Source organism: Streptomyces sp. SYP-A7185 (genome assembly GCF_046103685.1).
Taxonomy (GTDB): Bacteria; Actinomycetota; Actinomycetes; order Streptomycetales; family Streptomycetaceae; genus Streptomyces.
Genome location: NZ_CP122310.1, coordinates 6,432,204 through 6,451,133, shown reverse-complemented (window position 1 = coordinate 6,451,133; position 18,930 = coordinate 6,432,204). Strand labels below are relative to the sequence as shown.

General features: G+C 70.5%; 18 protein-coding genes, 1 pseudogene and 1 riboswitch. Of the genes and pseudogenes, 8 read left to right on the top strand and 11 right to left on the bottom strand.

Annotation, left to right across the window (positions count from 1 at the left end):
* Nucleotides 1-203: 203 nt before the first annotated feature.
* The 3 genes from QBL25_RS28445 to QBL25_RS28435 form a co-directional block, all read right to left on the bottom strand.
* On the bottom strand, nt 204-977 hold the full coding sequence (locus tag QBL25_RS28445) for an enhanced serine sensitivity protein SseB C-terminal domain-containing protein (protein ID WP_409059806.1): 774 nt from the start codon (nt 975-977) through the stop codon (nt 204-206).
* A 205-nt stretch (nt 978-1,182) separates the two neighbouring features.
* Nucleotides 1,183-1,986, bottom strand: a complete 804-nt coding sequence (locus QBL25_RS28440; protein ID WP_409059805.1) for an enhanced serine sensitivity protein SseB — start codon at nt 1,984-1,986, stop codon at nt 1,183-1,185.
* Nucleotides 1,987-2,030: 44 nt separating this feature from the next.
* Nucleotides 2,031-2,717, bottom strand: a complete 687-nt coding sequence (locus QBL25_RS28435) for an AAA family ATPase (protein ID WP_409062808.1) — start codon at nt 2,715-2,717, stop codon at nt 2,031-2,033.
* 153 nt (nt 2,718-2,870) lie between these two features.
* A riboswitch (glycine riboswitch) is annotated at nt 2,871-2,975 on the top strand.
* A gap of 156 nt (nt 2,976-3,131) precedes the next feature.
* On the opposite strand from QBL25_RS28435, the gene gcvT reads away from it, so the two are divergent.
* From gcvT to QBL25_RS28410, 5 genes are all read left to right on the top strand, one after another.
* Nucleotides 3,132-4,265 (top strand): glycine cleavage system aminomethyltransferase GcvT, encoded by a 1,134-nt coding sequence (gene gcvT / locus QBL25_RS28430; RefSeq protein ID WP_409059804.1) that lies wholly within the window; start codon nt 3,132-3,134, stop codon nt 4,263-4,265.
* Nucleotides 4,266-4,374: 109 nt separating this feature from the next.
* Nucleotides 4,375-4,752, top strand: coding sequence for a glycine cleavage system protein GcvH (gcvH, locus tag QBL25_RS28425; protein ID WP_409059803.1), 378 nt, complete (start codon nt 4,375-4,377; stop codon nt 4,750-4,752).
* Between the two features lie 20 nt (nt 4,753-4,772).
* Nucleotides 4,773-6,032, top strand: a complete 1,260-nt coding sequence (gene glyA / locus QBL25_RS28420) for a serine hydroxymethyltransferase (protein WP_409059802.1) — start codon at nt 4,773-4,775, stop codon at nt 6,030-6,032.
* Between the two features lie 178 nt (nt 6,033-6,210).
* Entirely contained in the window at nt 6,211-7,581 is a 1,371-nt protein-coding gene (locus tag QBL25_RS28415; RefSeq protein ID WP_409062807.1) for an L-serine ammonia-lyase, read from the top strand.
* A 76-nt stretch (nt 7,582-7,657) separates the two neighbouring features.
* The gene (locus QBL25_RS28410) at nt 7,658-7,870 is read left to right on the top strand and encodes an EF-hand domain-containing protein (RefSeq protein WP_409059801.1); all 213 of its coding nucleotides are present in this window, start codon (nt 7,658-7,660) and stop codon (nt 7,868-7,870) included.
* A gap of 55 nt (nt 7,871-7,925) precedes the next feature.
* Here the strand turns inward: QBL25_RS28410 and QBL25_RS28405 are convergent, their stop codons facing one another.
* Entirely contained in the window at nt 7,926-8,792 is an 867-nt protein-coding gene (locus tag QBL25_RS28405; RefSeq protein ID WP_409059800.1) for an ABC transporter ATP-binding protein, read from the bottom strand.
* A pseudogene (gene leuA / locus QBL25_RS28400) lies at nt 8,789-10,490 on the bottom strand (2-isopropylmalate synthase). The gene QBL25_RS28405 and the pseudogene leuA overlap by 4 nt, the downstream one beginning before the upstream one ends.
* Before the next feature lie 310 nt (nt 10,491-10,800).
* On the opposite strand from leuA, the gene QBL25_RS28395 reads away from it, so the two are divergent.
* Nucleotides 10,801-11,493 carry a FadR/GntR family transcriptional regulator gene (locus QBL25_RS28395; protein WP_409059799.1) on the top strand — a complete coding sequence of 231 codons (693 nt, stop codon included), beginning with the start codon at nt 10,801-10,803 and terminating at the stop codon, nt 11,491-11,493.
* Between the two features lie 154 nt (nt 11,494-11,647).
* On the opposite strand, the gene QBL25_RS28390 is transcribed toward QBL25_RS28395, so the two are convergent.
* Entirely contained in the window at nt 11,648-12,910 is a 1,263-nt protein-coding gene (locus tag QBL25_RS28390) for a CU044_5270 family protein (protein ID WP_409059798.1), read from the bottom strand.
* Nucleotides 12,907-13,548 (bottom strand): RNA polymerase sigma factor, encoded by a 642-nt coding sequence (locus tag QBL25_RS28385; RefSeq protein ID WP_409062806.1) that lies wholly within the window; start codon nt 13,546-13,548, stop codon nt 12,907-12,909. The genes QBL25_RS28390 and QBL25_RS28385 overlap by 4 nt, the downstream gene beginning before the upstream one ends.
* A gap of 173 nt (nt 13,549-13,721) precedes the next feature.
* Here QBL25_RS28385 and QBL25_RS28380 point away from each other — a divergent pair, with 173 nt between their 5' ends.
* Together QBL25_RS28380 and QBL25_RS28375 are read left to right on the top strand one after the other, a co-directional pair.
* A complete protein-coding gene (locus tag QBL25_RS28380; protein WP_409059797.1) occupies nt 13,722-14,381 on the top strand; it encodes an NADPH-dependent F420 reductase in 660 nt (219 codons plus the stop codon).
* A gap of 281 nt (nt 14,382-14,662) precedes the next feature.
* Nucleotides 14,663-15,205 carry an endonuclease domain-containing protein gene (locus tag QBL25_RS28375; protein WP_409059796.1) on the top strand — a complete coding sequence of 181 codons (543 nt, stop codon included), beginning with the start codon at nt 14,663-14,665 and terminating at the stop codon, nt 15,203-15,205.
* Nucleotides 15,206-15,210: 5 nt separating this feature from the next.
* Here QBL25_RS28375 and QBL25_RS28370 read toward each other — a convergent pair whose 3' ends face one another.
* The 4 genes from QBL25_RS28370 to QBL25_RS28355 all read right to left on the bottom strand — a co-directional run bounded on the left by QBL25_RS28370 (nt 15,211) and on the right by QBL25_RS28355 (nt 18,725).
* Entirely contained in the window at nt 15,211-15,765 is a 555-nt protein-coding gene (locus QBL25_RS28370; RefSeq protein ID WP_409059795.1) for a glycoside hydrolase family 25 protein, read from the bottom strand.
* A gap of 89 nt (nt 15,766-15,854) precedes the next feature.
* Nucleotides 15,855-17,042: a YncE family protein gene (locus QBL25_RS28365; protein ID WP_409059794.1), complete on the bottom strand. Its 1,188-nt coding sequence runs from the start codon at nt 17,040-17,042 to the stop codon at nt 15,855-15,857.
* On the bottom strand, nt 17,042-17,845 hold the full coding sequence (locus QBL25_RS28360; protein WP_409059793.1) for a polysaccharide deacetylase family protein: 804 nt from the start codon (nt 17,843-17,845) through the stop codon (nt 17,042-17,044). Before QBL25_RS28360 ends, QBL25_RS28365 begins: the two co-directional genes overlap by 1 nt.
* A gap of 376 nt (nt 17,846-18,221) precedes the next feature.
* On the bottom strand, nt 18,222-18,725 hold the full coding sequence (locus QBL25_RS28355) for an ATP-binding protein (RefSeq protein ID WP_371527060.1): 504 nt from the start codon (nt 18,723-18,725) through the stop codon (nt 18,222-18,224).
* Nucleotides 18,726-18,930 lie beyond the last annotated feature (205 nt).

Sequence of the window (18,930 nt, the reverse complement as noted above, 5' to 3'; positions counted from 1 at the left end):
ATGCGCAACCGTGATGCTGATCGAGGTGTTCCGTTATCCGGACGCAGGTGAACGAGGGGCGAACACGGGGCAGTTGCGTCGCAATGGACCACGGAAGCCCATAGGGCCCCTCCGCCATCAGAACGGACATTGTGCCGGTCAGGGCAGGTATACGAGCCGCGGTGGCCGGTTCAGGGCCTTCCCGTAAGGGTCACGGGGCCGTTTCAGTACTGAGCGGGGTAGCCGTAGCCACCCGCGGGCGCCGGGGCGGGCTGGGCCTCGCGGTCGTAGAACGGACGGGCGTTGGCGCGCAGCCACATGGCCACCGGGTCGTAACCGTCGGACATCGCGACGGTCGACACGGGCAGCCCGTCGGGGACGGCGGCGATCGACTGCTGCATCATCGTGCGCACCCCGTCGACGGAGGCCGGCGAGGTGTCGTACACGTCGAGGCCGATGGCCAGATACGGGGCGCCGAGCGCCGGCTGGACCCAGGCGCGGCGCAGCGAGCGGACCGCGGGGGTGCGGTGGGCGTTCTGCGTGAGCAGGGCGTAGAACTGGGGGATCTCGATGGTCGGCTCGGTGAGCCTGAGCGGCCCCGCGGGCTGGAGGTCGAGGCCGGAGGCGATGCGCCGCAGGTCGAGCCAGGGGATGCCGACGCCGCCGCCGGGGGCGTGGGGGTTGAGCCAGAGGCCGTAGTGGTCGGGGTAGAGGGTGCGGGCGATGTCGACTCCGGCGACCACTTCGTACGAGCGGTTCCAGCCACTGGCGGACAGCTCCTGGGCCGAGGTCACGCACGGTGCGTAGCCAAGGCCCTCGACTTCCATGTTGCCGTACTGCGCGTCGGGGGATCCGGCCTGGCCGTGCCAGAGCAGCATCCACACCTGGTCGGCGGCGAGCGCCCGCAGGAGCGCCTCGTAGGCGTCATAGCGCCCGGGCGTCACCTGGCGCAGCATGTGCTCGACCTGCCCGGCCGCAGCCGTGCCCGACGCACTCACCCTTAACCGCCCCTTCGCGATGACCCGCTGACCCGGTGGACCCGGAAACCCGCTGACCCTGGTGGACCCGACACGGCGCGGGCCATCAGGGGACCCGGGCCGACCGGCGGGGCCGCGCCCCGCCCGGGCCATGAAACCAGCTTAAGCGGCGATCCTGACACCGACTTGACGTACGGCACCCTCACACACGTACCTGCACATGTCCTTACACATGGCCGTGCTCGTGTCCCGGGGTCCGGCCGAAGAACGGCCGGACCCGCTCGCGCATCCAGTCGCCGACCGGATCCTGGGCCACGTCGAGCAGGACCAGGTTCACCGGCCAGGGCACCGGGGCGTGGCCGAGGGCCCGGCCCACGGCCTCCATCGGCAGCTCGCGCGCGTTGCCCTCCCAGGAGGCCAGTTCGACGCCGACGAACAGCGAGGGCTCGTCGCCCTCGACGCTCGCCAGGCAGCGGCGGGCGCTCAGGACGACCCCGGTGGCCTCGAACTCACGGGCCGCGGCGGACAGGAAGTCCACCGGGTCGTGCTGCCAGTCCGGTTCGAAGAGGCGCACCCGGCCGCCGCTCGCCGGCCCGTCGAGCGGGGTGCGCCCGGCGCGGCAGAGCTCCGCGACGGCCTGCGGCGGCAGCGGGACCCCGATCGTGCCGTCCGGATTGACCGCTATGCCCAGCTGCGGCGGGAGGCCGCGCGCGAACTCCACGGCGGGTGCCACGGTGCAGCCCATCCGGCCGCCCGTGACGTGCCGGAACTGCTGCTCGGAGCTGAAGACGGGGACGTAGGCCTGGCCGTCGATCTCCAGCGTGGGCAGGTCCAGGGTGCCGCTGTCCGGCGCCCCGCCGTTCGGCAGCGGGACCCAGACGTGGCTGCGGCCGAGCACCTCGACGATGCGGGCCCCCACGGAGGCCTGCGGCGCTCCCGGCATGCCCAGGGAGGCCGCGAGCACCTCTTCGAGTTCGTTGCCCGGCCATCCTCCGTAGGGATGCGCGTGCGCCTGCGCCGGAATGTCCATCGTCTCTAACCCCTGCTCGGTCCCGCTCTGCCTGCCGCACGACCCTAACGTGGCCCCCGGTCGCCGAAGCCGATCCCCCGCAGCACCCCCGCCGCCGTCCGGTCGAGCAGTACGGCCGAGCCGCAGCCGCGCGGCAGGTCGCCCCGCTCGGCGGCGCCCACGAGCCGGCCGACCGTCCTGCGGTGGCGCGCGAAGGCGTACCGCGACACGCCGCGGCCGCGCGCGAGCTGCCCCTCCCTGGCGGTCTCCGGCTCCACGTCGAGCAGCAGCAGGTGCAGGGTCGTGCCGCGCCGCACGGCCTCGCGGGCCAGCCAGCGCCGTACCCAGGCCTGCGTGCCGCAGTCGTGCACCACGACGCCCTCGCCGGTGCGCAGGGCCCTGCGCAGACCGGCGTAGTGCGCGAGGCGCACCAGGGGGCGGTACACCGCGTACGGCAGCAGGTCCGGCATGCGCAGGGCCCATCGGTCGCGGGTGTCCTGCGAGTCGATGCGGGGGCCCGTGACGGCCCGGCGCATCAGCGTGGACTTCCCGCTGCCCGGCAGCCCGGAGACGACGATCAGGTCGCCCTCGCCGAACGTCAGCCGGTGCGGACTGTGGCCGCTCCGCTGCCGCAGGTCGCGGACGACGGCCGTGGCCAGGGAGCCGCAGCTCTCTTCGGCGGGGACGGCGGCCTGTTTGGGCAGGGCCACCCCCGTGTTGGTCGCGTAGACGCTCGTCCTGCGCACCGTGATCGGCCTCCCCATAGCGGTCACGTACCTGCTTCCCGCAGCTTCCCCGGCAAGTGTAAAGAGAAGGTAATGCGGCACAACAGCATTACTGGACTGGCACTGCCCTGTGACGAAGGCGCGTGCAATGATGTGCGCGCAAACTCCATACAGGCCGTTTGAATCCGCGCGGGAGAGTTCCCGGTGACCGTCGACGACGCACCGGGGCGCCGAAGGAGCAAGTCCCTCCCTTGAATCTCTCAGGCCCCGTACCGCGCGGGCGAGGCACATCTGAAAAGCGGGCCGCTCTCGCGGCTCCACCCAAGGTGCAAGTCACGACCTCCCGTACGACACGTACGGCCGGGTCGTGGTGAACCTCTCAGGTTCCGATGACAGATGGGGAGGATCGACCTCGCCCGTCATGCCCTGGGAGTTCCACATATGAGCACCGTCCCCCGTCTGACAGCCCTTGATGCCGTGCATCGGGCGCTCGGCGCCACCATGACCGACTTCGCCGGCTGGGACATGCCGCTGCGCTACGGCAGCGAGCGCGACGAGCACAACGCCGTGCGGACGAAGGCCGGTCTCTTCGACCTCTCCCACATGGGCGAGATCACGGTCACCGGACCGCAGGCCGTGGACCTCCTGAACCACGCGCTCGTCGGCAACATCGGCTCGGTCGGCGTCGGCCGCGCCCGCTACACCATGATCTGCGCCGAGGACGGCGGCATCCTGGACGACCTGATCGTCTACCGCCTCGGCGAGCCCGACGCCCCCGAGTACCTGGTCGTCGCGAACGCCTCGAACGCGCAGGTCGTGCTCGACGCGCTGACCGCCCGCGCCGAGGGCTTCGACGCCGAGGTCCGCGACGACCGCGACGCGTACGCGCTGCTCGCCGTCCAGGGCCCCGAGTCCCCCGGCATCCTGAAGTCGCTCACGGACGCGGACCTGGACGGCCTGAAGTACTACGCGGGTCTGCCCGGCACGGTCGCGGACGTGCCCGCGCTCATCGCCCGCACGGGCTACACCGGCGAGGACGGTTTCGAGCTCTTCGTCGCCCCCGGTGACGCGGAGAAGCTGTGGGGCGCGCTGATGGAGGCGGGCGAGCCCGTCGGCCTGGTGCCCGCCGGGCTCTCCTGCCGCGACACGCTGCGCCTGGAGGCGGGCATGCCGCTGTACGGGCACGAGCTGACCGCGGAGCTGACGCCCTTCGACGCGGGTCTGGGCCGGGTCGTCAAGTTCGAGAAGACCTCGCAGGCCGACACCTTCGTGGGGCGCGCGGCCCTCGCCGCGGCCGCCGAGCGGGCCGAGGCCGCTCCCCCGCGCAAGCTGGTCGGCCTGATCGCCGAGGGCCGCCGCGTCCCGCGCGCGGGCTTCCCCGTGGTCGCCGACGGCAAGGTCATCGGCGAGGTCACCTCCGGTGCCCCCTCCCCCACGCTGGGCAAGCCGATCGCCATCGCGTACGTCGACGCGGCGCACGCGGCCCCCGGCACCGAGGGCGTCGGCGTGGACATCCGCGGCACGCACGAGCCGTACGAGGTCGTGGCACTGCCGTTCTACAAGCGTCAGAAGTAACACTTCCGCTTCTGTAGTGACACTTCCGCCCCTGTGGTAACCCGGAAGTGACCCCACGCACATCTTTCCCGTTCCGCAGCACCCACCCGCGTACAGGAGAATTCAGGTCATGAGCAACCCCCAGCAGCTGCGTTACAGCAAGGAGCACGAGTGGCTTTCGGCCACCGAGGACGGTGTGGCCACCGTCGGCATCACCGAATTCGCGGCCAACGCGCTCGGTGACGTCGTCTACGCCCAGCTCCCCGAGGTCGGCGAGACCGTGACCGCGGGCGAGACCTGCGGCGAGCTCGAGTCGACGAAGTCCGTCAGCGACCTGTACTCCCCGGTGACCGGCGAGATCACCGAGACCAATCAGGACGTCGTGGACGACCCGTCGCTGGTGAATTCCGCCCCCTTCGAGGGCGGTTGGCTGTTCAAGGTACGGATCACGGACGAGCCGGACGATCTGCTCTCCGCGGCCCAGTACACCGAGCTCGCAGGCAACTAAAGACCCTTGGGGACCACCTGATGTCGCTTCTCAACACCCCTCTCCACGAGCTGGACCCGGACGTCGCCGCCGCCGTCGACGCCGAGCTCCACCGCCAGCAGTCCACCCTGGAAATGATCGCCTCGGAGAACTTCGCTCCGGTCGCCGTCATGGAGGCCCAGGGCACGGTCCTCACCAACAAGTACGCCGAGGGCTACCCCGGCCGCCGTTACTACGGCGGCTGCGAGCACGTCGACGTGACCGAGCAGATCGCGATCGACCGGATCAAGGACCTGTTCGGCGCCGAGTACGCCAACGTCCAGCCGCACTCGGGCGCCTCCGCCAACCAGGCCGCCCTCTTCGCGATCGCCCAGCCCGGCGACACGATCCTCGGCCTGGACCTGGCGCACGGCGGCCACCTCACCCACGGCATGCGCCTGAACTTCTCCGGCAAGCAGTTCAACGTGGTCGCCTACCACGTGGACGAGGCCGGCCTGGTCGACATGGCCGAGGTCGAGCGCCTGGCCAAGGAGAACAGCCCCAAGGTGATCATCGCGGGCTGGTCCGCCTACCCGCGCCAGCTGGACTTCGCCGAGTTCCGCCGCATCGCCGACGAGGTCGGCGCGAAGCTGTGGGTCGACATGGCGCACTTCGCCGGTCTCGTCGCCGCGGGCCTGCACCCCAACCCGGTGCCGTACGCGGACGTGGTCACCTCCACCACGCACAAGACGCTCGGCGGCCCGCGCGGCGGCGTCATCCTGGCCCGCAACAAGGACATCGCGAAGAAGCTGAACTCCGCGGTCTTCCCCGGCTTCCAGGGCGGCCCGCTGGAGCACGTCATCGCGGCCAAGGCCGTCTCCTTCAAGGTCGCGGCCTCCGAGGAGTTCAAGGAGCGCCAGCAGCGCACCCTGGACGGCGCCCGCATCCTGGCCGAGCGCCTGGTGCAGGACGACGCGAAGGCCGTCGGCGTCGACGTCCTGTCCGGCGGCACGGACGTGCACCTGGTCCTGGTGGACCTGCGCAACTCCGAGCTCGACGGCCAGCAGGCCGAGGACCGCCTCCACGAGGTCGGCATCACGGTCAACCGCAACGCCGTCCCGAACGACCCGCGCCCCCCGATGGTCACCTCGGGCCTGCGGATCGGTACGCCCGCGCTCGCGACCCGCGGCTTCCAGGAGGACGACTTCCGCGAGGTCGCCGACGTCATCGCCGAGGCCCTGAAGCCGGACTTCGACGCCGAGTCGCTCAAGGCCCGGGTCTCGGCCTTGGCAGCCAAGCACCCGCTGTACCCCAACCTGTAGCAGTTTCGTACGCTTTACTTCGTACGAATCTTCGGGGCACCGCGCACACTGGACAGTGACGACAGTGAGTGCGGTGCCCCGGCTCATGCCCCGCTTCCGCAGTCGCTCGTCGTACTCCGTAGTTCTCTGCACCACCCCGGCAGACAACGGCGTCTACCAACCACCATTGGAGTTTCTCGTGGCCCTCTCGGTCTTCGACCTGTTCTCGATCGGCATCGGCCCGTCCAGCTCCCACACGGTCGGTCCCATGCGCGCCGCCCGCATCTTCGCGAGCCGCCTCAAGAACGAGGGCCTGATGGCCCACACCACCGCCATACGGGCCGAGCTGTACGGCTCGCTCGGCGCGACGGGGCACGGCCACGGCACCCCCAAGGCGGTCCTGCTCGGCCTGGAGGGCGAGTCCCCGCGCTCGGTCGACGTCGAGTTCGCCGACGAGCGCGTCGAGCAGATCAAGAACACCGGCCGCCTCAACGTCCTCGGCATGCACGAGATCGACTTCGACTTCGACGAGGACCTCGTCCTGCACCGCCGCAAGGCCCTGCCGTACCACGCCAACGGCATGACGATCTTCGCGTACGACCACGAGGGCGGCCTCGTCCTGGAGAAGACGTACTACTCCGTGGGCGGCGGCTTCGTGGTCGACGACGACGCGGTGGCCGGCGAGAACCCGATCGTGCCGGACGACACCGTCCTCAAGCACCCCTTCCGCACCGGCGACGAGCTGCTGCGCCTGGCCGAGGAGACCGGCCTCTCCATCTCCGCGCTGATGCTGGAGAACGAGAAGGCGTGGCGCACCGAGGCGGAGATCCGCTCGGGCCTGCTGGACATCTGGGGCGTCATGCAGTCCTGCGTCTCGCGCGGCATGTCCCGCGAGGGCATCCTGCCGGGCGGCCTGAAGGTCCGCCGCCGCGCGGCGAACTCGGCCCGCCAGCTGCGCGCCGAGGGCGACCCGCAGGCCCGCGCGATGGAGTGGATCACTCTGTACGCGATGGCGGTGAACGAGGAGAACGCGGCGGGCGGCCGCGTGGTCACCGCCCCGACGAACGGCGCGGCCGGCATCATCCCGGCGGTCCTGCACTACTACATGAACTTCGTGCCCGGGGCCGACGAGGAGGGCGTGGTCCGCTTCCTGCTGGCGGCCGGCGCGATCGGCATGCTCTTCAAGGAGAACGCCTCGATCTCCGGCGCCGAGGTCGGCTGCCAGGGCGAGGTCGGCTCCGCCTGCTCGATGGCGGCCGGCGCCCTCGCCGAGGTCCTCGGCGGCAGCCCCGAGCAGGTCGAGAACGCCGCCGAGATCGGCATGGAGCACAACCTCGGCCTGACCTGCGACCCGGTCGGCGGCCTTGTCCAGATCCCCTGCATCGAGCGCAACGGCATGGCGGCCGTGAAGGCCGTGACCGCCGCGAAGATGGCGATGCGCGGCGACGGCAGCCACAAGGTCTCCCTCGACAAGGTCATCAAGACCATGAAGGAGACCGGCGCCGACATGAGCGTGAAGTACAAGGAGACGGCGCGCGGCGGCCTCGCGGTGAACATCATCGAGTGCTGAGCCCACGTCCCGGGCGCCACCCGTACGGCGGATACCCTGATCCCCGTCAGTAGTGCACGAAGAAGGGGTGGATCCGGTGGCGGACATCGAGGAAGCGCGCAGGACGTTCGACCAGTTCGACGCGGACGGCGACGGCTTCATCACGGCGGCGGAGTGGAAGTCGGCCATGGCGAAGATGGGGGACTTCTATGTCACCGAGACGGTGGCCGAGGCCGTGATCGGCACGAAGGACACCGACAAGGACAAGCGCCTCTCCTTCGACGAGTTCTGGGCGAGCCTGAACAAGTAGCGGCAGCACGCGGAAGGGGCCCGGCACACGCGTGTGCCGGGCCCCTTCCGTGTGTTCAGCGGGAGCGCCGCGCCGCCCGGACGCTCCAGCGGCCCTCCGTACGCTCCAGCCGTATCGGATGGTCGAAGCACTTGCTGATCCGGTCGCTCGTCAGGACGTCGCCCACGGCGCCCGAGGCGAGCACGCGCCCGTCACGCAGCAGCAACGCGTGCGTCGTACCGGCGGGGAGCTCCTCCAGGTGGTGCGTGACCAGGACCGTGGCGAGCGCGGGATGCGCCGCGCGCAGGGTGTCCAGGCTGTCGAGGAGACGCTCGCGGCCCGCGAGGTCGAGACCGGTGGCCGGCTCGTCGAGCAGCACGAGCCGCGGTCGCGGCATCAGCGAGCGCGCGATCAGGGTCCGCCCACGCTCGCCCTGCGAGAGCGTGGGCCAGCGCGCGTCCGCCCGGTGGGCGAGGCCGAGCAGGGCGATCAGGCGGTCGGCCTGCTCCTGCTGCTCGATCGTGGAACTCCAGCGGGGCAGCGGCTCCAGGCTGTTGGTGAGCCCGGTGAGGACCACTTCGCGGACCCGCAGGGGCGAGCGGAGCGGATGGCGCGGGTTCACATGACCGACGTACGCGCGCAGATCGCGCAGATCGACGGTGCCGAGGCGGCGGCCGAGCACCTCGACCGTGCCATGCGTGGGGTGGGTGAGGGCTCCGCAGAGGCTGAGCAGGGTCGACTTTCCAGCGCCGTTCGCGCCGAGCAGCGCCCAGTGCTCGCCGGGGCGGACGGTGAGGGTGACCTCTTCGAGGATGGGACGCCCGTCGCGTACGACGGTGACGTCCGCGGTGTGCAGGACGGGGGAGGTCGGCAGAGCGGGGTGGCCGGTGGGCGTGGCCGTCGGGTGGTCTGGGGGCGTGGTCGTCGGAGGCGTCGGGGTCATCGGGCGGTCCCCGCCCGGTTTGCCCGGTTCACGGCCGCGAGCACGGCCCGCACGGACGCGGCGAGGGTCGAGGTGTCCAGGCCCGCGCCCCAGCGGACGGTCTCCCCCACCCGGCACTCGGCGTAAGCGACCGCCTCGCCGGCTCCAATGGTGTGTGCGGAGTGGTCGAGGATGTCGACGGCGATTCCCGCGGCGGCGAGCGCCTCCACGAAGGCGGACAGCGTACCGTCGCCGGCGCCCTCGAAGTCAGCGATGCGGCCGCCGCCCCGGAGGGTGCAGAGGAACCGGTGGGCGCCGTCCGGGGCCAGGTCGGTGGTCCAGGAACGCAGCTCCACCTCGCCCCCGCCATCCCCCGGCGCCACGTACGTCGCCTTGAACAGCTCGTACAACTCCTTGGCGCTCGCTTCCCGGCCGCTGTCGTCGGTGATCTCCTGCACGACCCGCGAGAAGTCGGGCCGCATGCGCGGCGGCAGGTCCAGGTCGTGCCCAGTCTGCAGCAGATACGCCATGCCGCCCTTGCCGGACTGCGAGTTGACGCGGATGACGGCCTCGTAGCTGCGGCCGATGTCCGCCGGGTCGATCGGCAGATACGGCACGTCCCAGGGCGCCTCGCTCTCCGGGACCCCCAGCCGCGCGGCGTGCGTGCCGGGTCAAGCCCTTGCTGATGGCGTCCTGGTGGGTGCCGGAGAACGCGGTGTGGACGAGGTCTCCCGCGTACGGGTGGCGGGGGTGCACGGGCAGGCGGTTGCAGTACTCGACGACCTCGCGCACGCCGTCGATGTCCGAGAAGTCGACCATGGGGTCGACGCCCTGCACGTACAGGTTCAGGGCCAGGGTCACCAGGTCGACGTTGCCGGTGCGCTCGCCGTTGCCGAAGAGGCAGCCCTCGACGCGCTGGGCCCCGGCCAGCACGGCGAGCTCCGCGCAGGCGACTCCGGTGCCGCGGTCGTTGTGCGGGTGGACGGAGAGGACGACGGACTCCCGGCGGGCGAGGTGCCGGTGCAGGTACTCGATCTGGTCGGCGTACACGTTGGGGGTCGCGATCTCGACGGTCGCCGGCAGGTTGTGGGTGACGGGCCGGTCCGGGCTCGCGTCCCACAGCTCCGTCAGCGCGTCGCAGAGTTCCAGTACGTAGTCGGGCTCGGTCAGGTTGAAGGTCTCCGGCGAGAACTGGAACCGGATGTCCGCGCCGTGCCGCGCCTCGGCCAGCCGGGCCATGTGCGTGGCGGCCTTCGTGACGACGTCCTGGACCTGCGCGCGCGACCGGCGGAGGACTACGTCCCGCCAGACCGGCGAGGTGGGGATGTACAGGTGCACGATCGCGCGGGGCAGCCCCTCGATCGATTCGAAAGTGCGGTCGATGAGTTCGGGCTTGGCGGGGGTGAAGACGACGATGCCGACGTCGTCGGGGATGCCGCCGCTCGCGCCGAGCGCGGCGAGGTCGCGCACGAAGTCGAAGTCCGCGCGGCTGGCCGAGGGGTAGCCGACCTCGACCTCCTTGAACCCCGTCGACACGAGCAGGTCGAAGAAGCGTCGCTTGCGGGTGGGGTCCATCGGCTCGGCGAGCGCCTGATTGCCGTCACGCAGGTCGACGGGGACCCAGAGGGGGGCGCGCTCGATGCGGGCGCCGGGCCACCTGCGGTCCAGGGACGGGACGTCGACGCGGTCCTGGTGTGGGCGATAGCGGTGGTGGGGCATGGGGCTGGGGCGCTGGGAATTCCAGGCGTACGTGGTGACGACGGGATCTTCTGTCACGGGAGCGCTTCCTTCTGCTCACGGTCGGTGGCCGACCGGCGGCACGGCACCCCGCGGCGGGGTGCCGGTCGCTTCAGGCCCCGCCGCGGCAGCCGAGAAGGAGACCGCAGAAGATCATGGCGCTACACTAGCCACACGTCCGGTCCTCAGACAAGTACTCCTCAGACAAGCAGTCATCCGCATCTGGCTTCGCTTCCGCTCTCCCCCACTTCCTCCCACTCTCCATTCCCCCTCTGCCGCGAAAGGTCCCCGGATGCCACTCGGCTCCCTGCGTCCCAGCCCCCTGGTCGAACAGGCCACCCAGCGCCTGCGCGAACAGATCACCGGCGGCCAGTGGCCCATCGGCAGCAAGCTCCCCGGCGAGACCACCCTGGCCAAGGAACTCGGCATCGGCCGCTCCACCGTCCGCGAAGCCCTGCGCTCCCTCGCAGGGGCCGGCCTCGTCAAGGCCCGGCAGGGCGCCGGCGTCTTCGTCGTCGCGACGGAACCGGTGGCCGACTGGCCCGCGCGGCTGCGGCGCGCGGCGGTATCGGACGTGTACGAGGTGCGGATGCTGGTGGAAGTGCAGGCGGCGCGCCTCGCCGCACTGCGCCGCACCGACGAGGACATCACGGCGATGCGCGAGGCACTCGAAGGCCGCAGGGCCGCCGCTTCGGCGAGCGACGCCGCGTTCGTGGACGCCGACATCGCCCTGCACGCGGCGGTCGTGGCAGCGGCCGGCAACCCGGTCCTGACGGACCTCTTCGCGGAGTTCTCCCCCGTACTGCGGGAGGGCCTGATCAACCTGCTCGACCTGGTCGATCTGCGCACGGAGGAAGCGAACCACGGCGACGCGGCCCACGCCGCGCTGGTACGAGCCGTCGAGGCACGCGACGCGGAGGAAGCTGCCCGATTGGCCCAGGCGGAACTCCAGGACACGTTGGGCCGGTTGCTGTCTCGGAGCTAGGCGGGGGGCGACCATAGGCCGCCCTTCCGGGCGGTCGGGCGGCTCCCTACGCCGCCGACGGGGCGGGCGCGATCTGGGCCCAGGTCACCGGCCGGGACCTGCTGATCGGACTGCTCCTGTTCCTCCTGCTGCGGCAGCGACGAGGCCTAAGCGGTCAGCCCCGGTCGGAGGCAGGCGGTCCGGTGGGCTTCATGCCGCGCTGGTCGACGACGCCGCGCTCCAGGATCGCGCTGCTGCCGGCGAGGACCTCGGGGTTGCCCGCCTTGCCGGGCTTTCCTCCCGGCTTGTGGTCCTTGGTCATGTAGTTGCGCGAACCGAGGTAGGCGAAGGTCTTCTTGTCGAAGATCCACTCGCCGCGCGTGGCGAACGCGGACTCCTTGACGGTGATGCCGATCCCGTGGCGGCCCGCCGCGTCCACCGCGTCGGGCACCTGCACGATGCCGGGGAGCTTGGCGGCCGCCTGGTAGAAGGCGGCGGCATTCTCGGGCGGCATGACCGAGCCGCCGACCAGGTCGCCGATCCGGTCGAAGACGGCCTGCGCCTTCGTCTCCCGCTCACCGGTCACCTCCGTCTGCGCGTACAGCTTCTCCAGGAGGGCGTCGGGGTCGGTGGGCAGCGAGGCGAGCCAGTCGTACGTCGGGCGGTCGGGCCCCTCCGGGACGGCGCCGCTCTCCTCGGAACCGTCCACGGCGGACGCCTCGATGGGCACGTCCTGCCCGGCCATCGGCGCCGCCTTCCCGGTGGCGCGGATCATGCCGATGTCCGTGACGGGGGCGGGGTCCTGATTCAGCCAGACCTCCTCCCTGTACGGGGCGCCGAGCTTCACCGGGCCGTCGAACTCGCTCTCGTTGGAGCGGACGACACTGCGCGTGTAGACGAACTGGCTGTCCTTCACCGGCGTCACGCCCGACTTCAGGGAGGCGGTGGCGATCCGGTCGAGGGTGACCGTCGCGCCGGTGGCGGCGCCCCGTCCGGCACCCGTGTCGCGTACGCCGTCAGGGCCACCGTCGGTGGCCCCGGGGGGCAGTGACAGCGTGGCGGTCAGGATTCCGGCGACGGCGAGTGCGCCTGCGGCGGGCATCAGCACCGCGGGGCGCAGGAGTCGGCGGCGGGGGGAGGTGGGGGCGGGCTGGCGTGGGCCGCGGTTGTCCTTGGCAGTGTGGCTGCCGGGACGGGTGCCAGGGTGGACCGCAGAGGCATCGGGGTGGTCCGCAGAGGTCTCAGGGGTCTCGAGGGTCTCAGGGTGGACCTCGGGGCGGGTGTCACGGTCGATCTGCTGCATCAGGACGTCCTTGTGGTGAAGGTGACGCCCCCGGGGAAGCTCCCACTCGTCCTCGCCCGAATCGGGCAGCAGACGGGCCAGTTCCCGGACCTCGGCGGCCTCGGCCTCTCGCCGGGACGGCGTGGCGGCGCTCATCGGAATTCCTCCCGCAGGGGCAGGGCCGCGAAGGCGGCCTCACTCTCTACCTCTCCGCGACCCCGAAGAGGTTCCGTCACGTTCTTGACCCGCGCGACACCCGTCACATCCACCCCGTCCTCACTGAGCCGCCGCAGCCGCGCGCGGGCGCGAGAGAGCCGCGAACGGACCGTGCCGACGGGAACGCCGAGCGCCTCGGCGGCCTGCGCGTAGTCGAGCCCGGACCACACGCACAGCACGAGCACCTCACGCTCCGTGCGCCGCAGCCGCCGCAGCGCGCCATGTACCGCCGCGAGTCTGCGCGCGTCGTCCATACGCCCCGCCGACTCCTCGGCGAAGTCCGCCACATGGGGCGGCGCCGGCTGGCGGGACAGAAACGCGAGCCGTCTGCGCAGGCCCCGGTTGGCGTTCTGCGCTTTGTGCGTCGCGATGCCGAGCAGCCACGGTTTGAGCGAACCGTCGCCCGGTTCGAGACGCTCGCGGGTACGCCAGGCCGCGAGGAAGGTCTCGGACATGACCTCCTCGGCGGCCGACCAGTCGCCCGTCAGCCGGAGGGCATGGCTGTAGACCGTCCGCGCATACGCCTCGTACAGCTCACCGAACGCCTCCCGCTCCCCCGCCCGGATACGCGCATGGATGCCGTCCCCCAGATCTCCCAGTTCAGTACGCCTCACACCACGTACCTCTCCGCGGCCTCCGGAGAGTTCCTGTGCCCCTGATCACATCTGCGCCCGTTCCCCCGGAATACTTCGCCTCTTCCGGAGGTTACCTCCGCTACGACACCGGCGAATCAACCCCGGAAGGGTCAGTCATGAAGATCGGCATCATTGGCGCGGGCAACATCGGCGGCAACCTCACCCGTCGCTTCACGGCCGTCGGGCACGACGTGTCCGTCGCGAACTCCCGTGGCCCGCACACCCTCACCGCTCTCGCCGAGGAGACCGGCGCGACGGCCGTGACGGTCGAGGAGGCGGCGCGCGGCGCCGAGGTCGTCGTCGTGACGATCCCCCTGAAGGCCGTGCCGGACCTGCCCTCCGGCTTCCTCGACGGAGCGGCCGAGAACGTCGCCGTCATCGACACCGGCAACTACTACCCGCAGCAGCGCGACGGGAAGATCGCCGAGATCGAGGAGGGCCTGACCGAGAGCCGCTGGACCGAGCGCCAGATCGGCCACCCGGTGATCAAGGCCTTCAACGGCACGTACGCCCAGGACATCCTGGACAAGCCCCAGCCCAAGGGCACCCCCGGCCGCGTCGCCCTCCCGGTTTCCGGCGACGACGAGGCCGCCAAGAAGGTCGTCCGCGACCTGCTCGACGAGATCGGCTTCGACACCGTCGACAACGGCGGCCAGGACGACTCCTGGCGCCAACAGCCCGGCACCCCGGTCTACGGCCTGGCCAAGGACACAGAAGCAGTGACAAAGGCCCTGGCCGAAGCCACCCCGACCCGCACCCCGGACTGGCGCGCCTGAGGTCGGCGCCTGATCGAACTCCCGTGTCACCTCCGCGTCCCCCAAGGGCACGGAGGTGACCCGCGCTCATTCGGCTCGTTGATCGATCCATGCGTATCTGTTCGGCTCAAGGCGACGGATGGACGTGCGAGCGCACCTCCGACAGGCATCCCTTCACGAAGGGGATGTGCCGGACCCACTACGCGCAGGTCCATCGGGGCGGGGCACTGACTCCCGTCCGCTGCGCTCCCACGACTGACGCGGGTCGGCTCAGCTGCGCGTTCGACCGCTGCCGGCGGGCCGTGTCGGCGAAGGGCCTGTGCACCGGCCACTATCAACAGCAGGCGTCCGGCCGGCCGCTGGCTCCGCTGCGGAGAAAGCGCGACAGCGCGACCTACCGGGCGATGCTCGCGAGCGGCGCCGTCGAGTGCCTCGGGTGCGGCGAGAGCAAGCCGACCTCCGAGTACTCGGCTCTCAACAAGTCGGGGGCCCTGCGGCCCTACTGCAAGCCGTGCAACTCCGAGCGCGTCAGGCTGAGCCACTACAAGGTGACCAAGGACTTCGTCGACCGACTCTGGCGCTTCCAGGGAGAGCGCTGCGCGATATGCGGGTCCGCCGGGGCGGGGACGCGCGCTCCCGACATCGATCACGACCACACGTGCTGCAAAGGCCGCAGGTGCTGCGGCGACTGCGTCCGCGGCCTCATCTGCTCGAACTGCAACGCCTACGGTCTCGCCTGGTACGAGGCTCTCCCCGCTCACCTGCGGACCTTCGGCCTGCTGAACGACTACATCGCCCGTCCCCCCGCGAAGCGGCTCCGGGAGGAGCCGTCCGCGGGTGGGTGAGTGGGTCAGGCGATCGTGGCCCATTCGCGCATGGCGGCCTTGCTCGCGAAATTCGCCACGTTTTTGTCCAGGGGTGTCGACGTGTACTGGTGGATGCGCCACTTCGCCTGGATTCGGGGCTTGCCCGCCGTTACGTAGTCGGCTATCCAGAGGCCGTCGCCCGCGTACGACGTGGTGTCGTGGTTCAGCCAGAAATCCCGGTTCGTGTACAGGATGGTCCGGTGGTTCGGGCGGAGGCGTTTTACCTCTTTGATGAAGCGGTCTTTTTCCGCGTTGCTCGCCCGGGTGTGTTCGCCCGTCCACTCCCAGTCCACCGCCAGCAAGTCGCCCGCCTTTTCCGGGGACTTGCTGACGAAATACTCCGCCTGGGCCTTGATGCTCCCCGGCCACAGGAAGTGGTAGAAACCCACCACGCATCCGCCGTCCCGTGCCCGCTTCACCTGTGCGGTCAGTCGTGGATTGACGTACGAACGGCCCTCAGTTGATTTGATGATGACGAAGGATATGCCGTCCGTGTCGAACGTGGACTGGTACGAGCTGACGTCGATGCCTTTGAGCACGGGCAGCCTCCTGAGCGGCCGAGGGGGGAGTGGTGGGGGGAACTACCCCTTTGGTGCCCGCTGGCCAGGATGGTCAACCGTTGTATGACTTAGCGGAAGATCCCGGTGTGCCCCAGTGAGTAGCGGCCGGGCTGCGGATAGACCGCGAGGCCGTGCGGGCCGCCGCCCACCTTGATGCGGGCCGTCTGGACTCCGGTGCGGGTGTCGATGGCGTACACCTCGGAGTCGTAACGGCCGGACAGCCACAGGGTGTTGCCGTCCGCCGACACTCCCCCCATGTCGGGGCTGCCGCCCTGGGGGAGTTTCCATTTCTTGGTGAGCTTGTTCTTGGGGAAGTCGAAGACGGAGATCGTGCCCTCGCCGCGATTGGACACGTACATCTCGCGCGAATCCCTGCTGACGTACAGGCCGTGGGTGCCCTTGCCGGTCGGCAGGAGTTTCGGCTTGTCGAACTTGTCGCCGCTCAGGACCCACATGCCGTCGGCCATCATGTCGGCGACATAGAACGTCTTGCCGTCGGGCGAGATCTTCACGTCCTGCGGCATCGCGCCCTCGAAGGGCAGCTTCTGCTGCCCGATGACCTTCATCTTCTCGGTGTCCACCTTGAGGAGTTCACCCGAGAACTCGCAGGAGACGATGAAATAGCGCCCGTCGGCGGAGAAGTCGGCGTGATTGACGCCGTAGCAGCTCACCGGTTCGGTCTTGACCTTCTTCATGGTGTGCGGGTCGCGGAAGACCAGTTCCCGGTCCATCGAGGCCATCACGATCGCGTACTTGCCGTTGGGCGTGAAGTAGAGGTTGTACGGGTCGTGCACGTCGACCGGCTTTCCCGCCTTGCCGGTCTTGGGGTCGATGGGCGTGAGCGTGTGACCGCGGTTGTTGTTGACCCAGAGCGTCTTCATGTCCCAGGAGGGCACGACGTGCTGGGGCTGGATCCCCACGTCGATCGTGTCGACGACTTCGTACGTCTTCGGGTCGATGACCGAGACGGTGTTGGAGCCGGTGTTGGGGACGTAGATCCGGGAGGGGAAGTCCTTGACCACCGGGGAGAGCTTGTTCGGGCGGTCGGCCGCGTAGACGTCCTTCGGGTCGAGGACGGGCGGCATGCCCGGCAGGCCAGGTGCCGCCTTGGGCCCGGCGGTCTTCCGGACGCCTTTGGTGCCGAGGGCTTCGTCCGCGCGGTCACCGCTCCCGCAGCCGGCGAGCGCCGCGGCCACGACGGCTCCGGCGACGAGGACGGCTCCGGTGCGCCGGGTGAGGTTCAGGTTCGGGGTCATCAGGTCAGCAGCTCCGTGGTCGTCACCGCGCGCAGGCCGCGGCGGTCCAGTTCTTCCAGGACGGCGGGCAGCGCGGCGACCGTGTCCGCGTACCCGAAGTGCAGGCTCACGACGGAGCCCGGGCGCACCTCCGACGCGACCTTGCGGACGACGGCCGGTGCGCCGGGTGAGGTGAAGTCGAGGGAGTCGACGTCGTACGAGAGGACGTGCGGGTAGCCGGCGCGGTGGGCGAGTCGGGCGACGAGGGGGGTCGCCCGCTCGGCGCGCGAGGGGCGGAACCAGGTGCCGATGGAGCCGGTGAGGCGGCGCAGTCGGTCGGCGCAGCCGGTGATCTCGGCGTAGGCGTCGGCCTCGGGCATCGCGTTGACGGTGCGGTGGTGGAGGGTGTGGTTGCCGAGGTCGTGGCCGCCGTCGAGGATGCGGCGGGCGAGGCCGGGGTGTGCGTCGAGCCAGCTGCCGACGGCGAGGACGGTGATGTGGGCGTGCGCGTTCTCGGCGATGGAGAGCAGGGACCGCGCGGTGGCCGGGTCGCCCTGGCCGTGGAAGGTGAGGGCGACCTGGGGGCGCTCCCGGGGGCCGTGCGCGATCTGTTCGGGGAGGCCGGGGAAGCGGCGGGGCGCGGGCGCGGGGCGGGGTGCTTTCGCGGCAGGGGCGCGGCTCGCGGGGGTGCGGGTGGGGCTCGCGGGGGTGGCCCGGTGCGTGGCGGGGGCGGATCCGAGGGCGGAGCAGCCCGCGGTGAGCGCGCCCGCGACGGCCAGTCCGGCGCCCGTGCGCAGGGCTCTGCGGCGGTCGGTCTCGATCACGCGACCATTTAATGCGTAAAGCGGTCAAAAGCCGTCCATTGCCCGCGCCGGAACCCCGCGGGTCGGGGCCGCGAGGGCGGGAGGTCATCTCGCCGCCCCTTACGGAACACCTGTCACAGCCAGAACTTAACCAGCGTTTACCAGGCAGGTGTCCCAGCTCACCAAGGATTCACTTTTGAGATGCCCCTGATTGCACCCTTATGCCCGGATAGGGACTTTTGGATCAGAGACCCTCGTCTGCCATAGTCGGAGCCACGACCCCCATTGACCCGGGCTCAGGTCGTCATCCGCGTCCGTGGACCACACCCCTTCGTCCACGGCGCTCCGCGCAGGCCCCCGCAGCGCCCCACACGGCGACCGGGGGCTTTCGCGTCTCTCAGCGGTCGGCGACCCGCATCTCGAACCACGTCGTCTTGCCGCGCGGCAGCAGATCCACGCCCCACCGGTCGGAGAGCTTGTCGACGAGGAAGAGGCCGCGGCCACTGAGGTCGAGCTCCTGGACGGGCATCAGGCAGGGCAGTCCGCGCGAGGGGTCGCGCACCTCGATCCTGATCCAGCCCCGCCGCCGCATCATCCGCAGCCCGAAGACGCGGGCGCCGGTGTGCCGCACGGCGTTGCCGACGAGCTCGGACGTGAGGAGCACGGCGTCCTCGGTCAGCTTCGGGGAGAGCCCCCAGTGCCGGAGCACCACGACTTGGGCGAGCCTGCGCGCGATGGCGGCGGACTCCGGGCGCGACGGCAGCGGAACCTCCGCGTCCGTCGGATTGCCGAACAACTCCAGCGCCTTCAGCGCGTGTTCGTCCTCGACCGCCGGCGACCAGCGCGCCGCGGTCGCACTCCCGTGTCGCCGCGGCTGTTCGATACCCTCCAGCCCCGCCATGCCCCCCATCATGGCCGCACACAACGCTTTCCGGGGCCGTTCCGACGGAATAAGCCCCCCGGAACCATCCGTTCCGGGGGGCTGGGTGGGCATATGCCAGTGGCAGTCAGGCCCCCGTGACACCCACTCTGACCTGCGATGACTACTCGCTTACGAGTGATCACTTACGGCCGCGAAGGCACCAGACTTAAGGTTCTCTTAAGGC